Below are 20,849 nucleotides of genomic sequence, written 5' to 3'. Positions count from 1 at the left end.
GTCAACTATTAAAGGGGAGAATTAATTTGGATAATAATCAATTCATTTTTGAGCGGTTCATGAGTATTATGCTGCATGGACGAAAGGGGATGTCGACCCTTGTGCCGGAACAGCTTTTACAGGAATTGTCCCTTGAGCAATTTACACTTATCCGTATGGTTTACAGAAACGGGCCGATCCGCGCTTCTGAACTGGCCGACCTGCTTTTTGTACATAGAAGCGCCATTACAGTACGGGTCGATAAGCTAGTGAAAAAAGGTTTGCTGGAACGTGAAAGGGATGAAGGGGACCGCAGAAATGTATATTTGAGGGTCTCTGAAAAAGGAATGGAGTTTTATCGGACACTTGAAAGCAAAATCAACGAATTCGTTGAGGCGATTATTCGTGATATCCCAAAGGAAGAGATGGAGAATTTCTTGAATGTATTTGAGAAAATTGCCACTTATATTGAGAAATACGAAGGAGAAAAACAATGAGAACCATTTTACGTTTCAGATGGGTTGTTCTAGCCTTATGGATCGTTGCAGCCGTTGCTTTGATCATCAAATCTCCGGATATGAACCAGCTTGTCAGGGATAAAGGACAGCTTGCAATCGCAGACGGCTATCCTTCTTCAGTTGCATCAGATATTATCGATAAACATTCATCGGAAGAAGCAGGCACCGAAGCGTTCATCGTTGTATTCCATGATGAGAAAAAGCTGTCCGATTCACAGCTTAAAAATATCCATGCAACGATAGGCCATTTGGAGAAGAAAAAATCCGAACTGGGCATCAGCGACATTACCTCCCATTTTGATGACAAGGAATTAGAGAGCCAGCTTGTCTCAAAAGATCGCAATACCGTCATCGCGTTGGTTGATGTCAAAATGGACGGCAGAGAAGTAAAGGATGTCCGCGGTCCCTTGGAAAAGGAAATAAAAACAAAGAACGTTGACACATACATGACAGGGAATTCACTGATCAATGAAGATGTGATCATCAGTTCTGAAAAAGGCCTGAAAAAAACGGAAGTGATCACAGTCATCTTTATCATGGTCGTTCTGCTCCTTGTTTTCAGGTCGGCGGTCGCTCCGTTCGTGCCGTTGTTGACGGTTGGAATGACGTACTTGGTGAGCTCGACAGTTGTTGCATTTTTGGTGGATAAGCTGGATTTCCCGGTCTCCAATTTTACACAGACATTCATGGTAGCGGTACTGTTCGGTGTCGGAACAGACTACTGTATCTTGCTGCTGAGCCGCTATAAAGAAGAATTGTCGGCAGGGCAGGATATTCCGTCCGCCATTGCAACCACTTATAAGACCGCCGGAAAAACGGTCATTTACAGTGCGGTTGCCGTTATGATCGGTTTTGCTTCGATCGGCTTTGCGACATTCAAGCTGTATCAGTCCGCGGTAGGAGTTGCAGTCGGTGTTTTAATGTTGATGATCGCATTGTTTACGCTTGTTCCGTTTTTTATGATGACATTGAAAAAGGCTCTTTTTTGGCCGGTAAAAAAAGACATTTCCCACAAAGAAAGCCGGATTTGGGGATGGATGGGGAACCTTGCGATTACCCGCCCTCTGATTGCCCTAGGGATTGTGGCCATATTTACCGTTCCGCTTCTAGTCAGTTATGACGGCGATCTTTCTTTTAACTCGCTGGATGAAATCGGCGATGAATACGAGTCTGTCAAAGGATTCAATATCGTGGCTGACAGCTTCGGGCCTGGCGAGATCATGCCGATTCAAGTTGTACTCGAAAACGATGATTCGATGAAATCGAAAGAGTATTTGACACTGATTGAGTCAATCGGAAATGATCTTGAAAAACTGGATCATGTAGAAAAAGTCCGCAGTGTCACGCGGCCGACAGGCGATAAAATAGAAGAAATCTATGTGAAAAAACAGGCGGATGAACTTGGAAAAGGGATCGGAGAAGGAACGGAAGGCATATCAAAGATTAAGGATGGGCTGAATGAAGCGGCATCCTCTATCAAAGATTCCAAGCCTGAAATGGAAAAAGCAACGGCGGGCATCGGCGATTTGACAGCCGGAACAAAGGAGCTTCAATCAGGTGTCGGCCAATTGCAAAACGCATTAAGTGAAATTGAAAATGGTATCCGGCAAGGCACTTCCGGTGCGGGCGAATTGAAAAAAGGGGTGGCGCAGGCAAGCAGCCAGGCAGCGGAACTTCAGTCAGGAACCCGGGAACTGCTGAACGGATATAAGGAAGCGCAATCCGGGCTTGAAAAACTGATCACTGAATACGGAAAAGTGCCTGCAGGTCTGGAGGAAGCCCAGCAGCAACTCGCAGGTCTAGGGGAACCGCTTGGCAAGCTGGTACAAAACCATCCAGAAATCGCCGGTGACCCGAATTTGGCTGATATCCAGTCACGGATTGAAAATGCAACGAAACAGGTGGCCATTGCCGGCGGAACTGTTTCGGCTTTGAACGGAGAATTGGGCAAGGTCCAATCAGGCTTGGCAACGGCAAATGGGCATCTGTCTGAAGTTGTTGAAGGCTTAGGCCAATTTTCATCAGGCCTGAAAGAAGTGGAAAAAGGCTTGGGCGAATTAGAATCAGGCTTGGGGCAAGCGACATCAGGCCAGCATCAGGTCGTTGAAAAAATCCCTTCCATTGCAGCAGGAATGGGAGAAATTGCTGACGGCCAGGAAAGGCTTCAATCCGGATTCGGACAGATGGGCGATCAGCTTGATCAATTGGGCGACGGCCTATCACAAAGCACTGACGGGCTTGGAAAAATTGAAGACGGGTTCGGTGAAGCGAAAAAGCATCTGGACGACATAGCGGAAGATACAGATTTGCAGCAATCCGGCATTTATATTCCTGACCAATTGCTGACAGACAAAGATTTTCAGAGAGTGTACGATATTTACATGTCCGCTGATGGAAAAATGACGACAATGGATATCGTGCTCGATTCCAATCCATATGCGAAGCGGTCCATGGATATGATTTCAAGCATTGAAGATACAATTGCAAACGCAACGAAAGATACGAAGCTCGAACAGGCGAACGTGGGAATCGGCGGTGTTTCGAGCATGAACCGTGACCTGGAGTCCATGTCCGACTCGGATTATACGAAAACCGTCACCTTTATGATGGTCGGAATCATCCTGATTTTGGTTGTGTTGCTCCGGTCACTCGTCATGCCGGTGTATATCATTGCATCGCTCCTTTTAACCTATTATTCTTCCATCGCCATGACTGAAGTGATTTTTGTCAATATACTCGGCTATCCGGGTATCAACTGGGTGACGCCGTTTTTCGGATTCGTCATCTTGATCGCCCTTGGCGTCGACTACTCCATCTTCCTGATGGATCGCTTTTCGGAGTATAAGGAGCTGGATGTCAAAACGGGCATCATCCTCGCCATGAAAAACATGGGCACCGTCATCATGAGCGCTGCCGTCATCTTGGCGGGAACATTTGCGGCCATGCTGCCTTCGGGCGTTCTGTCGATGCTGCAGATTGCTACTTTAGTATTATCTGGTCTATTATTCTATGCCTTGGTGATTTTGCCGCTGTTTGTTCCCGTGTTGATTAACATGCTGGGGAAAGCGAATTGGTGGCCATTTATTGCCAGAAAAAGTGATGAGTAAGGAGGGAAAACCGGGAGAGCGGATGCTTTCCCGGTTTTTTTACAGTGCATCCTCGGTAGTTTGTATCTGGATTGGCGGCACTTACTATCCATGATTCGGATTTCGGACGTGAGCACCCCCTACAATCCTTCCAAAAAAGTTAAAATTTTATTATGAAAAAGCCGATGCCCCTCGCTGTTCGGATGCAGGCCGTCCGGCATAAAGGTGGTAATGAAAACAGGATTTTTCGCATAAATGCCGCCTTCTGAGTACATGTCTTTGCACGGGATTCCATAAAAGCCAGTCACTTCTTTGACCGCTTCGGTATATTGCTTCAATGTTTCGCCCCTGCTGTTCCAGTCTCCCTCGCTTTCTCTCCATCTGGGCAGAGGAGTAATGGCGCTCAATATCTTTGTCGGATATTTTTTGATCAATGCTTCAAAAAACAGATGCAAGGACCCGTAAAAAGAATCGTTATTCTTGTCTTGAAAAACGCCAAGAGGCTTGCTGCCAAGGCGAAAATCATTCGTCCCGCCGAACACGGTAATGTAATCCGCATCAGGCGGCGTCCTCTGAAGCCTTTCCAAAAAGCTTTCCTTCACAGTGAATCCTGATCCTGAAACACCGTAATCCAGCACTTTGCATCCAGTTTTCTCCCTTATATATTCATGATATTTTTTCGTTTTGGGATGATGCCGCTTATCCGTAATGCTGTCACCGATAATGAGCCAGTTTTTGCCTGTCAAATTGTATTTCCGATTTTTAAACATCCATTCAACTCCCCTCCCGTTTTGTATACCCGTTATGTACAACTATATATTAAAATGGAGGAGTGAGGTGGAGTTATGCGTATTGGATTGGTCAGGCATTTCAAGGTAATCACGGAAAGAATCAAAGGAAAGGGCACGGCAGTTTCTGGATTTTATTAAGAAAAAAGAAGAGAAGAATATTTTAATAGTATCGCACGGCTTTTTCCTCTATGTCCTTGCGAAAGAGCTTGAAAAGCAGGGATATGCGGGTGCCCGGAAAAGAAGATTCGAAAATGGGGAATTGTGCATTTATGAAAAGGGTCCGCTGCATTGAACCACAGGGCTCTCTCTTATGAAAAATATATTATTTGAACCGGTACCCGTCCATGTCTTTAAAGCAACACAAAATTGAAAGAAATAATACCGGTCCTATCCGCCTTGCGAAAGACCGGCATCATGCACTTTTTCTTTTAGCAGCAGAGGGAATGGAAAAAATATTCCATCAATTCTTTAACGATTGTATATTCTGTAATATATTTTTTCAAAGTTGTAAAATATTTTTTACTTTTTTCCGTATCTGAATGTTAAATGGAATTTTTAAAATGTTTAAATCGAATATATACATGAAATATAGAGATTGGCACGTAGCTTGCAACTAAACAAAAAGGAAATGAATATTTTTGATATTAGGGGGAGAAAAAATGATTGAACGTCAAATTTATTTTTATAGTGAAGGAAGTAAATTAGATGGAACTTTATATCTTCCAGATGATTACAAACCAGGTGAAAAGAGACCGGCTATCATTCCAAACTCCGGTTATCAAGGGTTTAATGAGTTTTATCCAAGGTTATTTGCAAAAAACTTAACAAAAGAAGGTTATATTTGCCTAGGTTTTGATTATAGAGGATTTGCAAATAGTGAAGGGACAAAAGGACGCGTGATCTTAGATGAACAGGTTGAAGATATTCATAATGCTATTACCTTTCTATCATTGCAAGAGGAAGTGGATGAAGAGAATATTGGTTTAATCGGATGGGGAATGGGTGGATCAAATGTTGTCCGAGTAGCTGCAAACGATACTCGTGTAAAGGCAGTGGCAGCATTAAATGGCTTTTATCATGGAGAAGAATGGCTTCGCTCCATCCATTCATATGTGGAATGGAAAGAAATTTTAAAAGCAGTGAATAATGATCGTAAACAACGAGTGCTCACAGGCCAATCAGAACTGGCAGATCCCTTTATTCATTATCCGCTTGATCCGGCAACGGCCGATTATGTTGAAAAAGAACTCGCTATTTTATCTCCATTTGGCAAACAGACTTCACTACAGTTTACAGATTCGATTATGAATATGAATGCTGTAAAAGAAGTGAAAAATGTAACTGTTCCATTATTTATTGCTCACGGAAAAGACAACTTACTTCATCCGGTCGATGAAGCGTATAAACTATTTGAAGCAGCAAATGATCCTAAAGAACTTTATATTATTGATGGTAAGCACAATGACTTTATGTTTCATGACAATAAAATATTTCAAGAACTTATTATTAAATTATTAGGGTTCTTCGGCCGAAATATTCCGATTGGCTTGAAAAAAGAAAAGGTTATTTAAAAACAATCCTAAATAATCAAGAAGAGTTAGAACTTTATTATTTTTATTTTTACTGAATGAAGGGAAGAATTGTCATGAAGCCTGCAACATCCTTTAAGGCAGCAAGCATTGAATTTAATCCTAAATTAAATGACTTAGATGACAATATTCAAAAGTTAAAAGAAGCAGTAACAGAGGCTGCTTCAAACGGAGCGAAGTTGATCGTTACACCGGAAATGGCGACAACAGGTTATCATTATGAAGATCGTAAAGCAATAAGTCCTTATGTAGATACAATCCCAGGAAAAACCACTATGGCTTTCGAAGAAATAGCGAGAAAGTATGACACTTATATTGTAATAGGAATGGCTGAGATTGATAAAGAAGACGGTCTTTATTATAATTCAGCGGTCCTTATTGGTCCAAAGGGTTATATAGGAAAATATCGAAAAATCCATCTTTGGGCAGTAGAAGACAACTGGGCAAGCGGGGGAAATTTAGGTGTCCCAGTCTTTGAGACCGAGATTGGGAATATATCCATAATTATTTGTATGGATTCGTCATATTTTGAATCTGCAAGAGTAGCTGCGGTTAATGGAGCAAATATATTGTGTTTTCCAACAAACTCAACAGGCGGATCGATCTCTATGTTGCAGGCATGGGCAGAAATGAACGGTATGTATGTGGTTGGAGCAAACCGTTCGAATACCGAAGATGGTTATCATATGGTAGGAGCCAGTGCTATTTGGTCACCGGAAGGAAAAAAGTTAGCTGAATCACCGTACATTGAAAAAAACCGGGTTAGAAACAGCCCAACCATTATATATGCTGATATTGACCCGGCTCAGTATGATAACGATTCCAAAAGGAGAATAAAAAAAAGGCGTCCCGATATCTATTACGACTTAATGTTACATGGCGGGCCTTGGAAAAATAAAAAACAAAAAATAGGATCCGGCACAGAAAATATTATGGAAAGCCACGTAAATTTTTCTGCGGGATTAGTTCAATATACTCCGGATGTTGGGGATAAAAATGGAAATCTGAAAAAAATCAATGCATTATTATCTGAGGCCAGTATAAGAACCCGAGAAAAAGGGAGTGTATTATCACTTTTTGTTTTTCCGGAACTTTCATTAATCGGTCCGGTAAATTCACTTGAGGTTAACGCGATTTTCAAATTATCCGAGACAATGGATGGCCTGACCGTAAATGAAATGAAAAGACTTGCAAAAAAATACAAAGCTTACATTGCTTTCGGTATGATTGAGCGAGAAGGAACTATGCTTTTTAATACAGCAGTATTGTTAAAACCTAATGGCCAAGTCGGACTGAAAGTCCGGAAGATCCACCTGACCGATTCAGAAGAACAATGGGCAACTCCAGGAGAAGAGATCAAGGTGAAATATATTAAGGGCCTGGGAAATGTAGGTTTAATGGTGGGGTATGATGCATCTTATCCGGAATTAGCAGGTATTATGGCCATAAAGCATGCTGAATTCATTATTATTCCTTCTATTTGGAGCGGCGAGTTTGGCCAAACGTTAACGCTTCATCCAAAAATGATGGAAAATAATTTTCCTTTAAATTCAATGACCACTTGGGATGCTGTAGCAAGGTTTTCACAAACAAGAACATTAATAGCAAACTTTACTGGAACCGAGCAAAAATGTAAAGGCGGAAGTGCATTATATACACTTGATCCTATTTACAGCAATGACATACCTTTTGTAGCAAGTTCACATAAAGAAGAAGTGTTTATAGTCAAGGTACCCAAGATCCAAACCGATTGGTGGTTTGATCAACAAAAATTGCGGTTATCCCGACGCCCTCACTTTTATCATCCGCTCATTCTGGATAACTCTTTATAAATAAATATTACGATTACTGTCCTTTAAAGGGATTGAATTCGTATCTATAGAATATAAAAAAGTACTTTGTTTTTGACAAAGTACTTTATTTACTATTCAGCAAAATCCATTTAGAGGTTTTATTATGACAATCTTTCAATCTAAACTTACAAAGCGATATGTAACTACTGTATTAGTTGTTATTTTATTTGTACTCTCGGTGTTATACATTATTGTTTTTAACGTAATGAACAACTCGGTGCAGTCACAAATGGAATACCGGGATGAACTTTTTGCCAAAACACTTGGCGCTCATATGGAAAGCGTCTTTCAAAACGTTATTTCTGACATGAGACAAATTTCTTCCATTGTTGAAACTTTGGATTCTGATGATACGATGATTTATCAAAAAGAAATCGAAACAATAATATCCCAGGATCCTCTTTATTTGTTCGTTGAAGTATATAAAGAGAATGAAAAGAGTTTACGCATTCCAGACATTGCATTTTCTGGACGTATTCCAATAAGTTCAACGTTAGAGCGTTTGTCATGGAGTAAAACCAGATACATTTCAAATATTATTACACTCCCTGATGGACGCAAAACGGTTATCGTTTCTTATCCGACTGTTAGTGATGATGGAGAATATTTAGGATCCGTAATCGCTTATTTAAATTTAAATAATTTATCTGATTTGCTTGAGAAATTCGGCATAGGTGAAGGGGGCATAAATGCAATGGTTGATCGAAACGGTGCAATTATAGCCCATGAAAACAAAAATTATATAGGAAAATCCATTAAGAATCATGAAGTTGCTCTATATTTAAAAAGGGAACGATTTGGTGTTTGGAGAGGTCCGATTTTTAATGAAGAAATGGTCGTTTCGTATAGGCCGCTTTTTTTAGGAGAAGTAGGGCTTATTGTTGGTGAGCCCATTAAACAAGCAATGGCCCCAGCTCAATCGATTACGCAATTACTCATAAAAGGCTTTATTATCGTATTTATTATTGCCGTTGGCCTTGCAATTATCAGTGCCTTTAAAGTTGTTCGCCCTATAAAGGTTTTGATTAAACAAGCTAAAGATTATAAGGAAGATAAGCAAAAAGTCTTTCATACTGTAAAAACAAATGATGAAATAGAGGAGCTATCAATCGTTTTATCTGAAATGGCAGCATCGCTTCGTAAAAAAGAAAAGAATCTGCATAATATTCTAGAGTCGATTCCTTATGCTATTATAACGACCGATATAGAGGGAAAGATAACAACCTTTAACACGGGTGCTGAAAAGCTAATGCACTATAACCGCAATGAGGTAGTTGGTAAAAATATCACTGAATTACCCATTAACAATGTAAGTAATTTAATCATTTTAAAAACACTTCAGCAGGGAAGTGCAATTGAAGAAATAGAAAGCCACGTTATTGATAAAGACAGAAAAGTACGCGATATTCGATTATATGCCTCTTTGTTTACCGGAGAAGAGCATGAGGATATTCGCTCAATTATTGTGATACGCGATGTAAGTGAACTAAAAAAGCTTGAGGATTATTTAAAACAGAGTGAACGATTAGCCTCTTTGGGGCAGCTAACGGCCGGGATTGCCCATGAAATTAAGAATCCATTAAGTATTATTCAGGCTTCAACAGAGGCTCTGCGTCTTGAGTTAGAGGATATACTTCAAGACAAGCTCGTTGTACATCAATTAACAGACGATATTTTAATAACAACTGACCGGATGAATAATATTTTAACGGATTTTTTGCACCTCACTAAAAATGGATCAGAAAAAAGGAAAAATATGATTGATTTGATCGGTGTTACAGATGAATTGTTAAACTTATTAAGAAAGAAGATGAACGATCAAAATGTCATTTTAAATGTTGATTACAAGGTTAATAGGGCATTAGTATTGGGAGATAGAAATGGGTTAATTCAAGTCCTCCTAAATGTTATATTAAACAGTCTGCAAGCAATGGAGACGGGCGGAACTATTAACATTTTGCTTGAAGATAATGATGGCCATTGGCAACTTTCAGTTTCAGACACAGGAGAAGGCATTTCACCAACAAATATAAAATGGATTTTTAACCCGCTTTATTCTACAAAGAATGAAGGAACGGGACTCGGATTATCGATTGCCCATGAAATCATTGTTCAGCATAATGGTAGGATATGGGCGGAAAGTACACTTGATGAAGGAACAACAATCTATATTACATTGCCGAAAGTCAAATAGGAAAAACCACGGATATGGTTTAATATAATCATGCAAAGATAATAATCATAGACCACAAATACCCATTTGCTCTGAAGAGTTTAATATTATCCGAGGAGGGTTAGCGTGAAAAAAAGCATCTTGTTTGTGGATGATGAAATTAGACTATTGCGAGCTTTATCCTTATCTTTTCGAAAGAAAGGATTTATTGTGGAGTTAGCCGCGACCGGAGCAGAGGCAAGAAAGAAAGTGAAAGAGAATGATTTTGATCTTGTACTTCTGGATCTGAGACTGCCGGATGCAAATGGCTTGGACCTGCTGGAAGAGTTTGTCTCGCTTTATCCACAAAAGCTGTTTATGATCATGACAGCCTATGGTGATATAGAAAGCGCCGTTATAGCTATGAAATCAGGAGCCATAGATTATATCGTAAAGCCTGCTAAATTAGATGAAATTGAGTTAGCAATAAATAAAGCTTTTAGCTGGTTAGAGATGAAAAAAGAAAATTTGTACTTAAAAGAGCAACTAAAACAAGTAGAACCAACAAAAGGGTTAATTAGCATTAGCAACGAAATGAAGGATATCTATACGCTGGTTGAACGTGTTTCTTCTACAGATGCTACTGTTCTAATTCATGGTGAAAGCGGGACGGGTAAAAGCATGATTGCTAAGATAATCCATCAATTGAGTGATCGTAGTGAGGCACCATTCATTGTAGTAAACTGTGCGGCAATTCCAGAGAATTTATTGGAAAGTGAGTTGTTTGGATACGAAAAAGGGGCATTTACAGGGGCAACAGCGAGCCGTGCGGGAAAATTTGAAGCGGCACATAGAGGGACAATCTTTTTAGATGAGATTGGTGAAATTTCTTTGCAGCTGCAAGCAAAGCTTTTACAAGCAGTCCAAGAAAAATCGTTTATGCGTCTTGGGAGCAATCAGCTAAAACAGGTGGATATTCGTATTATTTCTGCCACTAATAGCAATTTAAAACAAATGGTGAAGGAAGGGAAATTTCGGGAAGATTTATTTTATCGGTTAAATATTGTTGATATGTATATTCCGCCATTAAGGGATCGAATAGATGATATCCCGTTGCTCATTGAAGAATTTTTAGAAAGGCACCGCCAGAAGACCAAAATTAACTATAAAGTATCATCTCACCTTTTAACAATATTGACTAACTATGATTGGCCGGGGAACGTTCGGGAACTTCAAAATGCAGTGGAGCGGGCCGTTGTTTTATGTGATGGTGAAAATTTATCCATTCGTGATTTTCCGCGTGAAATTCAAGAGTATAATAACAGACAATTCCGTTTGGAGTCTTTTTCATTAAATCAAGGAAAAACGCTTCCCGAACAGCTAGAAGAAATTGAAAAGAAATTTATATTAACAGCAGTCGAGGAACAGCATGGACAAGTTGCAGCCGCGGCTAGAAAGCTAGGTATTTCAAGACAGTTGCTATCTTATAAATTAAACAAATATCTTAATCAATAAAGGAATTTTCCGAGTTTATAAAATAAATACCGAATAATGGGCTATTAAACAGTCCATTATTCGGTATTTTAATTTTCAGTAAAATATCTTTGGAACCCCATTGGTACAGTTCTTGCAAATTGGTTAATGATCAAACAAAAAGGAAGTGAAGAGAATGGAATTTCATCCGTTATTAGAGGGAGCGATTGAACTTCATTGTCATAGTTATCCGAGTGTTTTTTCAAGAAGGCAAACAGATTGGGAATTAATAAACGATGTGAAAATAGCGAAAATGGCTGGAGTTATATTAAAATCCCATGAAGCATCAACTATTGATCGTGCGACCTTAATACGATTAAAAGAGCCTGACCTGCATGTATATGGGGGAATTGTTTTAAATGAGTTCACAGGGGGGTTGTCCCCTAAGGCAGTTGATATGGCAATCAGGCAGGGGGCAAAAATTATTTGGATGCCGACAATATCGGCACACCAGCATTGCAACCATTTTGGAAAAAAGAAAACTCGTTTATTTAATAGTGAGCGATCCCTTCCTCCGGGAGAAGGCTTAACTATTTGGAATGAAAACAAGCAAATAAAACCAGAAGTAAACGAGATTTTATCATTAATAGGGGAAGCAAATATTACATTGGCCACCGGGCATTTGGCGGCGGAAGAGGTTGCTGTATTAATTGATGCTGCTAAAGTCCATGGTGTCGAAAAAATCTTAATACAGCATGCTGATCTAGGTATTGCACCAATTTCTATAGAGCTCCAAAAAGAATTCGCAAAAAAAGGAGCTATTATCGAGAAATGTTACTTAGCTTGCAGCCAGGATTTTCTAGATTTATCCGTTTCACAGATGGCGGACACAATTCGTCAAATAGGTGTAAATTCCTGTGTTCTTGTAACCGATTATGGCCAAGACCATAACATCCCGCCTATTGAAGCACTTGATCATTTTATCAGAGAGATTTTAAAAGCAGGTATTACAGAAGCTGAGGTGAAAAAAATGATTGTAGATAATCCTAGAAAGCTGTTAGATATTTAATTCTATGGATAATCGTGGTTATTAAAAGCAAAAAATTTTTACTTTAATTAAAAAAATTTAACAAATATCGAACGAAACGCCTGTTAATATAGCGAATTCAATTTGGCACTAAACTTGCAATGATAAATAGTTAATATTGATTGATAAAGGGGGGGATAATGATGGGGTTTGTTGAATTTGTCAGTGTTAATTGGAATGAAATTCTTGTTATGACATGGGAACATGTTCGGTTAGTAGGTTTTGCTGTTATCGTTGCAATCTTAATTGGGGTACCATTTGGAATCTATATTACCCAGCATGAAAAACTCTCCAATTTAGTACTAACCTTTGCTGGTATCATGATGACTATTCCGAGTATTGCCCTGTTTGGAATCATGATACCCATTCTATCGATTATTAACCAGGGAATTGGGTTTTTGCCAGCTTTCATTGCTCTTGTCCTGTATTCACAACTGCCTATAATTCGTAACACATTTATTGCTGTTAAAAATGTAGATCCAAATATGCGAGATGCTGCTATTGGCATTGGTATGACCACTTGGCAGCGCCTTCGCAAAGTGGAGATTCCCCTGGCACTTCCCATGATCATGGCAGGAATTCGGATGGCGGTAGTTTTAACAATTGGAATAGGGGCAATTGCGGCTTATATAGGTGCAGGTGGACTAGGAGTTTATATTGCCAGGGGTATTTCTACCAGCTACACTGCCATGGTACAGGTTGGAGCAGTGTCTGTATCCATTTTGGCTCTTGTTTCCGACTATTTGCTAGGCCTCGTCCAGAAGTGGATTTCACCAAAAACTGCTCAGTCGAAATAAGGAAGGAGATGCACAGCGTGTGATTACGTTTAACAATGTTTGTAAGATATATGATAGTAGTACAAAAAAGATTAAAGCAGTGGATAATGTAAATATGACTGTTGAAAAAGGACAAATTTGCGTTCTTTTAGGCCCATCGGGATGTGGTAAAACAACATTACTACGAATGGTAAACCGGCTGGTATCCATAACGGAAGGCTCCATTGAATTAGATGGGAAAGACATATATTCACTGGATGCAATTGAATTGAGACGTTCTATCGGATATGTAATTCAGCAAAATGGCCTATTTCCGAATATGACTATTGAAGAAAATATTAATATCGTTCCAAAGATGCTCAATTGGGATGAGGATAAAATGAAAAAGCGTTATAAAGAATTAATGGAAATGATGGGGTTAAATCCCGAAGAATATAGAAAGCGTTTTCCGTGGGAGTTGTCAGGTGGTCAACAGCAACGTATCGGTGTGGCTAGAGCAATGGCGGCAGACCCTCCGGTCATGTTAATGGATGAACCGTTCGGAGCTTTAGACCCAATTATCCGCGAACATTTACAAAATGAGTTTTTGCGAATTCAAAGAACTGTACAAAAAACAATTCTTTTCGTCAGCCATGACATTGATGAAGCGATTCGATTAGGAGACACTATTGCAATTTTTAATGATGGACAATTAATGCAATATGGAACGCCGGATGAAATTTTAGCCCAACCTAAAAATCAATTTGTAGAGGATTTCATTGGGGACGACCGTGAGATTAAGCGCCTTACATTATTGACAGTTAAGGATTTGCTGGCAAAAAAGAATAAAATAAATGAAACTATTAACCTGCAAAAAGGGGAAAACCAGGTGGTAATCGATCTTGATACGGATCTCCGTACGGCGTTATCAATGTTATTGTCTTCAACCCCGGAGAAAGCTCTGGTTACTGATAAAAGTGGACTGCCGAAGGGTATGTTAAGTATTGCGGATTTTGAAGCATTAACAAATGTGCATCCTCAAAGTTTAAAGACCATGGTTCACTAAGGTGGGAATCTCATGAGATTAAGAAATAAAATGGAAATGTCAATTCGAATCGGATTATTGATACTTGTTGCTTTGTTAGTAATATATGTGATTAAATCCGGTGCCTTTCAATTCATGGCAGCTAATGTTGATGATTTAATTTTCCTGGCAGGCCAGCACCTAAAATTGGTAGCGATTTCATCTTTAGCCGCTATTTTCGTTGCTGTACCATTAGGCATTTTTGTCACACGGCCAAAGTTTAAAAGGTTTGAATTTATTACGGTAAATATAGCGAATGTCGGGCAGACTATTCCAAGCATTGCCATATTGGCACTGGTGATGAGTTATTTAGGAATTGGTTGGAAAACCGCAGTTTTTGCTCTTTGGTTCAGTTCGCTGCTTCCTATATTGCGCAATACCATTGCAGGATTAAATTCTGTTCATCCAGCCATTCTTGATGCCGGAAAAGGGATGGGAATGACACAAAGGCAGCTTCTATTAAAAATTGAAATTCCCAATGCATTATATGCGATCATCGGAGGGATCCGTACTGCTGTAGTTATTAATGTTGGAACAGCAGCACTTGCTTTTTTAATTGGCGGTGGTGGGTTAGGTGACCTAATCTTTACCGGGATATCGCTTTACGATACCGGAATTATGCTGGCAGGAGCAGTTCCAGTTATTTTATTGGCAATTTCAATTGATTTATTAATTGGAATAGTGGAGAAATTGGTCATACCAAAAGGTTTGCAAAGAAACGTAGAAACGATTTAAAAATTAAGGGGGATATATTTATGAGGAAAGTAGTCCAACTCGTCTTAATAGGACTTATAACAATGGCGCTCGCTGCATGTAATTCTTCAAACACGAAAACACAAGGAAAAGAAGAAAAAGGTAAAATCACGGTTGGTGGGAAAGACTTCACGGAACAACATATTTTAACAAAAATTACCTCTATTTATTTAAAAGAAAATGGTTATGAAGTAGATGAAGCAAGTAGTATGGGAAGTACGGTTGCTCGGTCTGCACTTGAAAATGGACAGCTTGACGTTTACTGGGAATATACCGGCACAGCATTAATGGTTTATTTAAAACAGGATGTGGAAACGGATCCAAACAAAGCATATGAAAAAGTAAAAGACATGGACAAAAAGAACAAACTTGTCTGGTTAAACAAGTCGGACTTTAACAACACATATGCTCTTCTAATGCGAAAAGACCGAGCAGAGGAATTAAATGTTAATTCTATTTCTGACCTGGCTGATTTAGTAAATAAAGACCCAAACACACTTAAGTTTGCAACAAACTCAGAATTTTATGCACGCGAAGATGGTTTAAAGGGGCTTGAGAAAAAATATGATTTCTCTTTTCCTGCAAAAAATGTTGTTAAAATGGATACTGGCCTCTTATATAACTCATTAAAAGAGGGGCAAGTAGATGTTACAGTAGGTTTTGCAACAGATGGCCGTATTAAAGGGTTTGACCTTGTTACTTTAGAAGATAACAATATGTTTTTTCCTGCATACAATGGTGCCCCAGTCGTAAGGCAGGAGATATTGGATAAGTATTCAGAAGTTGGAGATCTTTTGAATGAATTAGCTGATAAATTAAATGGTGATACAATGAAAGAATTAAATTTTCGAGTGGATGTTAAGCATGAAAACGTGAATGAAGTCGCGAGAGGGTGGCTTGAAGAAGAGGGATTAATTAATTAGAAGGGGAAAATTTCCATACTATACAACTATAAAAAAGTCCTGGAAAGAAAAATAAACCCTATAATATTTCAAACAATATCAACACACTACAAATATTGGAATTTTACCCCCCTTGCCTTCTAACTTTTATTCGTTTCAAGGTTTAGGGGGGTTCCGTTTTACCGCTCGAATCTTCCTACGTAGCTTACTCCATCTGAAAAAGAGCAGCAGACTGGCTTTCCGTTTATTGGTTTTAGTAGTATTACACGGGTTTTTCCTTTTAATCGGTCATTGATGCACAGGTCCAAGGAGCATGAGCGAACCCATCATCTGCCCTGTAATGCGGAACATCTGATTGCCCATGCTTATTATAGAGCATTTGCTTTTCTTTTAAACGGCGCCCACCAGGTGGATGCTTGGAACATAATTTAGAAACTCCCCGGAAGCAATAAATATACGCAGGCATAGGTGATATCTAAATTTAAGATTTGCAAAAAAAAGCGGGAATCACTCCGCAGATTTTTTTCTTCTTTGGAACGATTCCCTTGCGGCAGACTCAATCGTTTCTTGTTTTTTAAAGAACGATTCCCTTGCGCTTGCTTCATCCGGGAAAAAGGAGGAAGCGCCGATTTTTTCATATAAGCCGCTTTTCTTGAACAAGTCGAGTCCCCAGTCCGGCAGTCCTGAGATAAGGACGGTGCTGCCTGCTTTTTTGATATTGTCGATAATGAGGGACAGTTTATCCTCGCCTGTCGCATCAATCATCGTTACATACTGCATGTCGAGCAGGATCACCCGGGGCATTCTCCTGATCGAAGCCATGAGGGAATGTTCGAAGCTCTGTGCGGTTCCGAAAAATAACGGTCCCCTGATGGTGAACTTCTTCATTTGAAAATGTGCTGTCAAATCCAATGATTCCTGCCGCTGTCTTTGGATGTCGACCGGGTCGTCGATTTGAAGCTGTTCGCTTTTCTTTTTTACAAAAGACAGGACCGCTAGCAAGAGGCCGACTTGGACAGCAACGGTCAAGTTTATGAACACAGTCAGAAGAAAGGTAACGGCAAGAACCAATGAGTCGCTCGTCCTCAATTGCAATATTTGTTTAAATGATTTGTATCCGCTCATATTCCATGCCACAAGCATGAGAAGCGGCGCCATGGCTGCCAGTGGAATATAAGAAGCATAGGGCGCAAGTAAAAGCAGCGTCAAAAGTACGAAAACACTGTGAATGACTCCGGACAGCGGGCTTACTGCACCGGATTTAATGTTCGTTGCTGTACGGGCGATTGCTCCCGTGGCAGGAATTCCGCCGAACAATGGAGCAACGATGTTGGCAATTCCTTGTCCGAACAATTCACGGTTGGAATTATGCCTGTCTCCGGTCATCCCATCCGCAACTACTGCGGACAGCAATGATTCAATCGCCCCCAGTGCGGCGATGACCAGCGCAGGAGTGAACAACGTGCCGATTTTTGCCCATGTGATTTCCGGAAACTGCAGCTTGGGAAGAGACTGCGGGATGCCCCCGTACGCAGTGCCGACCGTTTCCACCTGTCCCGGAAAAAGAAGAGCCGCAAATATAGTGGGAATAATCAACCCCACAAGCAGCACGGGAACACGCGGGAAAATTCTTGGCACGAAAATAATGACAAGGAGACCGATGACAGCGGTCAGGATGCTATATCCGTTGACCACTCCCAAATGGCTGAAAAACTCCGCCATATTTTGGTGGAAATACTCATGACTGTCCAAATCCAAGCCGAAAAAGTTGCCGAGCTGTCCAGTGAAAATGATGACGGCGATACCCGTGGTAAAACCGATGGTAACGGACCTTGGAATGAAATGAACCAGATTTCCGAGTTTGAAAAAACTCATTGCCACAAGCATGACCCCGGCCATCAAGCCGGCGATCAACAAATCCTCGTAACCATATTGAAGTACTACGGCAAGCAAAATCGGAATGAAAGCCCCCGTAGGACCCGCGATTTGATAGCGGGAGCCGCCGAGCAAAGATACAATTAATCCAGCGATAATCGTCGTGTAAATACCGTATTCAGGCTTAACGCCGGAAGCCATGGCAAAAGCCATCCCAAGAGGAATGGCTACGATACCGACAGTGATCCCAGAAATGAAATCTTTGCGGAGGCTTGCAGGCTGGTAATCGCGAAATCGATCATCAGCAAACAAACAGCAACACCTCTATATATTTATTTCCGAAAAACTAAAAGAAAAAATGAATGGTATTTGTATATCTATACTTATTATACTCCTGTATTATGCGAAAATCAATGCAGTATTTTTAATAAACATACAGTCTATTGAATAAACGAAAGGCCTTTAAAAAGATAAAAAACTTGGAAGCGAAGAAGGGACCGCTTCCAAGTTTTTTACTGATTCTTTTTCTTTTTTTGTTGTTGAGCCTTTGTGCTGCGCTCAATGGCTCGGTTGGATCAATCTTTGCCCCGTAATCCTGCTTCTTTTCCGGGTTCATCCCTTCAATGTTGCTTTGTGTTCTTTTAGCCATCCTAATCACCTCCAATAATATTTTGTCAATTGCCCGATTCAAATATTCAATACAAAAGAATGCTGCACGCCAATTGTATGCTTTCAATAATATACAGGCATGTGAATCATTCATTTTTGTACAGGTTGACCATAGAATGATAAAAGTCAAATTGTTAAAGTAATAGTATGAAAGCGTTTAGATTGATATAATTGATGGATGAACGGCAAGACATCTTTGATTGATACAGAATGAACGAATGAAGGAGGAGTCAGACGTATGGAACGATATGTAAACTTTATTAATGGGGAATGGGTTCCTTCTGAATCAGGCGAATTCATCAAGAATACGAATCCGGTGAACGGCGAGGTGCTTGGCGAGGTGACCGTTTCCACCGCCAAAGATGTGGATCGTGCGGTTCAGGCCGCGAAGGAAGCACAAAAGAAATGGGCGCTTGTACCGGCTCCCGAACGTGCAGACGTTTTATATGAAGTGGCGTATTTGTTGAAAGAGCGCAAGGAGCAATTGGCGCAGGTCTTGACGAAAGAGATGGGGAAAGTCATAGCTGAAGCACGCGGTGAGGTGCAGGAAGCGATCGATATGGCTTTTTATATGGCAGGGGAAGGCCGCCGGCTGTTCGGGGAGACGGTTCCGTCCGAGTTAAGGGACAAGTTTGCCATGAGTGTCCGTGTGCCTGTGGGTGTGGCAGGATTGATCACGCCTTGGAACTTCCCGATCGCCATTGCCTCCTGGAAGTCTCTCCCGGCATTGGTTGCGGGGAATGCCGTTGTTTGGAAACCTGCATCCGAAACGCCATTTTTGGCAGCGGAATTTGTGAAAATTTATGAAGAAGCCGGGCTGCCAAAAGGGCTCCTCAACCTTGTGTACGGCTCGGGAAGCGTTGTCGGAAACGCCATTGTCGAGCATCCTGATATCGACCTTGTTTCGTTTACAGGATCAAATGAAGTCGGAGCCAAAATCAATGGCCGGGCCGGTGAACTGCTGAAGCGCACTTCACTTGAAATGGGCGGAAAAAACGCCGTGACGGTATTGGAGGATGCGGATCTGGATCTGGCGGCAGATGGAATCGTGTGGAGCGCCTTTGGTACGTCCGGACAAAGATGCACTGCCTGCAGCCGTGTCATCGTCCAGGAATCGGTCAAAGAAGCACTGGAACAGAAGGTTCTTGAGAAAATGAAGGACTTGAAACTTGGCGACGGTTTGGATGAATCTGTCGATGTTGGGCCTGTCATTAACCGTGATGCCCTTGAAAAAATTCACGAATACGTGAAAATTGGGAAGGAAGAGGGAGCGAAGCTCCTGGCAGGCGGGGAAATCGCCACAGAAAACGGATTGGATAAAGGAAACTTCTATCAGCCGACTCTTTTCACGGATGTCAGATCCGACATGCGGATCGGCCAGGAAGAAATTTTCGGACCGGTCGTATCTTTCATTCCTGTAAAAGATCTGGATGAAGCGATCGAAGTGAACAACAGTGTGAAGTTTGGGCTCTCCAGTTCCATTTTTACAGCTGACGTAAACAAAGTTTTCCGCGCTATGCGTGATTTTGATACAGGTATTGTCTATGTGAATGCAGGTACCACCGGTGCTGAAATCCACCTTCCGTTCGGAGGAACGAAAGGAACAGGCAACGGTCACCGCGATTCCGGCGTTGCCTCACTTGATGTATTCACCGAGTGGAGATCCGTCTACGTGGACTACAGCGGAAAAATCCAGCGTGCGCAAATTGATAATTATTGATAGAAAAGCGGAAGCGCCTGTCCATCGACGTACAGACTGGAGTGCCTTCGACGAGATAAAGGAAACACGGCGACGAAGGAGCCGATGTTGACTTATCGTAGGAGGAGGCGCGAAGTCTGCTAGTCGATAGGCGCTGAAGCTGGACAATAGAAAAGCGGAGGGTGGCTGCCCAGGGGCGACAAGCGCTGGAGAAAAAACCAGTGAAGGCGCCTTATGCCTTCATTGGTTTTTTTGAAGCGACCTCGAGCCCCTGCCACCCGGAGCTGGACAATAGAAAAGCGGAAGCGCCTAAGTCAGCCCCGACAAGCATAAGACGAGCGCTGAAGAAGGCGTAGTTTGCCCTCAGCAGCGATTGGCTTATGACCTCGAGGAGCTAGGCGCTGAAGCTAGACAGTACCAGAAAAACTTTTTTCTATTCGGAAACAGCAGAAGGATATTGAACGGAATTGAAAAGTGCCTTCTGCTTTTTTTTTTACTTTAATAATGATGTCGAATTATATACAGTTTTGGCAATATTCAAATAAATTATTGACATGACATTTAAAATACAGTAAATTTGATCT

At 40.9% G+C, this 20,849-nt stretch carries 16 protein-coding genes; 13 read left to right on the top strand and 3 right to left on the bottom strand.

Annotated features, from left to right (window positions below; genetic code table 11):
• Positions 1–26: 26 nt before the first annotated feature.
• A complete protein-coding gene (locus D4N35_RS04390; protein WP_120070572.1) occupies positions 27–476 on the top strand; it encodes a MarR family winged helix-turn-helix transcriptional regulator in 450 nt (149 codons plus the stop codon).
• The gene (locus D4N35_RS04385) at positions 473–3,604 is read left to right on the top strand and encodes an MMPL family transporter (protein WP_120070569.1); all 3,132 of its coding nucleotides are present in this window, start codon (positions 473–475) and stop codon (positions 3,602–3,604) included. The genes D4N35_RS04390 and D4N35_RS04385 overlap by 4 nt, the downstream gene beginning before the upstream one ends.
• 119 nt (positions 3,605–3,723) lie before the next feature.
• On the opposite strand, the gene D4N35_RS04380 is transcribed toward D4N35_RS04385, so the two are convergent.
• Positions 3,724–4,353, bottom strand: a complete 630-nt coding sequence (locus tag D4N35_RS04380) for an SGNH/GDSL hydrolase family protein (RefSeq protein ID WP_120070566.1) — start codon at positions 4,351–4,353, stop codon at positions 3,724–3,726.
• Positions 4,354–4,498: 145 nt separating this feature from the next.
• Between D4N35_RS04380 and D4N35_RS18635 the strand changes: the two genes are divergently transcribed.
• The 10 genes from D4N35_RS18635 (at position 4,499) to D4N35_RS04330 (ending at position 16,043) form a co-directional block, all read left to right on the top strand.
• Positions 4,499–4,666: a histidine phosphatase family protein gene (locus D4N35_RS18635; protein WP_120070612.1), complete on the top strand. Its 168-nt coding sequence runs from the start codon at positions 4,499–4,501 to the stop codon at positions 4,664–4,666.
• A 367-nt stretch (positions 4,667–5,033) separates the two neighbouring features.
• On the top strand, positions 5,034–5,945 hold the full coding sequence (locus D4N35_RS04370; protein WP_120070563.1) for an alpha/beta hydrolase: 912 nt from the start codon (positions 5,034–5,036) through the stop codon (positions 5,943–5,945).
• 74 nt (positions 5,946–6,019) lie between these two features.
• Entirely contained in the window at positions 6,020–7,795 is a 1,776-nt protein-coding gene (locus D4N35_RS04365) for a nitrilase-related carbon-nitrogen hydrolase (protein ID WP_120070560.1), read from the top strand.
• 124 nt (positions 7,796–7,919) lie between these two features.
• On the top strand, positions 7,920–10,010 hold the full coding sequence (locus D4N35_RS04360; protein ID WP_120070557.1) for a PAS domain-containing sensor histidine kinase: 2,091 nt from the start codon (positions 7,920–7,922) through the stop codon (positions 10,008–10,010).
• 105 nt (positions 10,011–10,115) lie between these two features.
• Positions 10,116–11,483, top strand: coding sequence for a sigma-54-dependent transcriptional regulator (locus tag D4N35_RS04355; protein ID WP_120070554.1), 1,368 nt, complete (start codon positions 10,116–10,118; stop codon positions 11,481–11,483).
• 154 nt (positions 11,484–11,637) lie between these two features.
• Positions 11,638–12,510: a DUF6282 family protein gene (locus D4N35_RS04350; protein WP_120070551.1), complete on the top strand. Its 873-nt coding sequence runs from the start codon at positions 11,638–11,640 to the stop codon at positions 12,508–12,510.
• 158 nt (positions 12,511–12,668) lie between these two features.
• Entirely contained in the window at positions 12,669–13,325 is a 657-nt protein-coding gene (locus tag D4N35_RS04345; protein WP_328591058.1) for an ABC transporter permease, read from the top strand.
• Between the two features lie 19 nt (positions 13,326–13,344).
• On the top strand, positions 13,345–14,349 hold the full coding sequence (locus D4N35_RS04340; RefSeq protein ID WP_120070545.1) for an ABC transporter ATP-binding protein: 1,005 nt from the start codon (positions 13,345–13,347) through the stop codon (positions 14,347–14,349).
• Positions 14,350–14,361: 12 nt separating this feature from the next.
• Positions 14,362–15,102, top strand: coding sequence for an ABC transporter permease (locus D4N35_RS04335; protein ID WP_208646266.1), 741 nt, complete (start codon positions 14,362–14,364; stop codon positions 15,100–15,102).
• A gap of 20 nt (positions 15,103–15,122) precedes the next feature.
• Entirely contained in the window at positions 15,123–16,043 is a 921-nt protein-coding gene (locus tag D4N35_RS04330; protein ID WP_120070541.1) for a glycine betaine ABC transporter substrate-binding protein, read from the top strand.
• A gap of 486 nt (positions 16,044–16,529) precedes the next feature.
• Here D4N35_RS04330 and D4N35_RS04325 read toward each other — a convergent pair whose 3' ends face one another.
• Both D4N35_RS04325 and sspO read right to left on the bottom strand, forming a co-directional pair.
• A complete protein-coding gene (locus tag D4N35_RS04325; RefSeq protein WP_120070538.1) occupies positions 16,530–18,209 on the bottom strand; it encodes a SulP family inorganic anion transporter in 1,680 nt (559 codons plus the stop codon).
• 112 nt (positions 18,210–18,321) lie between these two features.
• Positions 18,322–18,546, bottom strand: a complete 225-nt coding sequence (sspO, locus tag D4N35_RS18270) for a small acid-soluble spore protein SspO (RefSeq protein ID WP_186306524.1) — start codon at positions 18,544–18,546, stop codon at positions 18,322–18,324.
• A 258-nt stretch (positions 18,547–18,804) separates the two neighbouring features.
• Here sspO and D4N35_RS04315 point away from each other — a divergent pair, with 258 nt between their 5' ends.
• Positions 18,805–20,286 (top strand): aldehyde dehydrogenase family protein, encoded by a 1,482-nt coding sequence (locus D4N35_RS04315; protein WP_120070535.1) that lies wholly within the window; start codon positions 18,805–18,807, stop codon positions 20,284–20,286.
• Positions 20,287–20,849 lie beyond the last annotated feature (563 nt).

Source organism: Siminovitchia fortis (genome assembly GCF_003605365.2).
Classification (GTDB): domain Bacteria; phylum Bacillota; class Bacilli; order Bacillales; family Bacillaceae_C; genus Siminovitchia; species Siminovitchia fortis.
This window is presented reverse-complemented; position numbering and strand designations above follow the sequence as displayed.